Consider the following 589-nt stretch of genomic DNA (forward strand, 5'->3'; position numbering starts at 1 on the left):
TTTTGCGAAAAGTTAGGGCACGCAGTGGATGTCGCAGAAAACGGGCTGGTTGCTGTAGAAAAGGCACGCGACAACGATTATGACCTTATCTTGATGGATAATCACATGCCAGAGATGAATGGTGTCGAAGCGACTCGTTTTATTCGCGAAAAGCTAGGGGTAAAGACGTTGCTGTTTGCCTATACTGCGGATGTCTTTCGTGAGGCCCATGACCACTTTATCGCGGCAGGTGCCGATCATGTCCTAACCAAGCCTCTACAAAGGGAAAGTTTTGCTGACGCTTTGAAGCAATTCAGTGCGAGGCTCAAAGTGAAACAAACTGAAGAGGTATCGCCAGCGAGCAATGTATTGCAACTGCAACGTAAGCCGATTGAAAACTTGAGGCTGACGGAAGAGGAATTGTCGAACTCCGAAATGTTGGCGTCCCTCAAAGAACATCCGAATGAGTTACTTGATCTGCTCAACAGCATCATCACCGATTTTGAACTGGCGGTTGATGACCTGATTGAAAACTTTATGCAGAGCGATTTCGACTCTCTCAAATTGACGATGCATACGACCAAGGGAATGGCGTTGAATTTAGGGCTGA

At 46.9% G+C, this 589-nt stretch carries 1 protein-coding gene; it reads left to right on the forward strand.

Features of this window, described 5'->3' with window-relative positions; translation table 11 throughout:
* The coding region (locus tag R7Q46_RS28715; RefSeq protein ID WP_318078514.1) for a response regulator at positions 1-589 on the forward strand (589 nt) is incomplete at both ends.

The organism is Vibrio sp. 811, assembly GCF_033339195.1.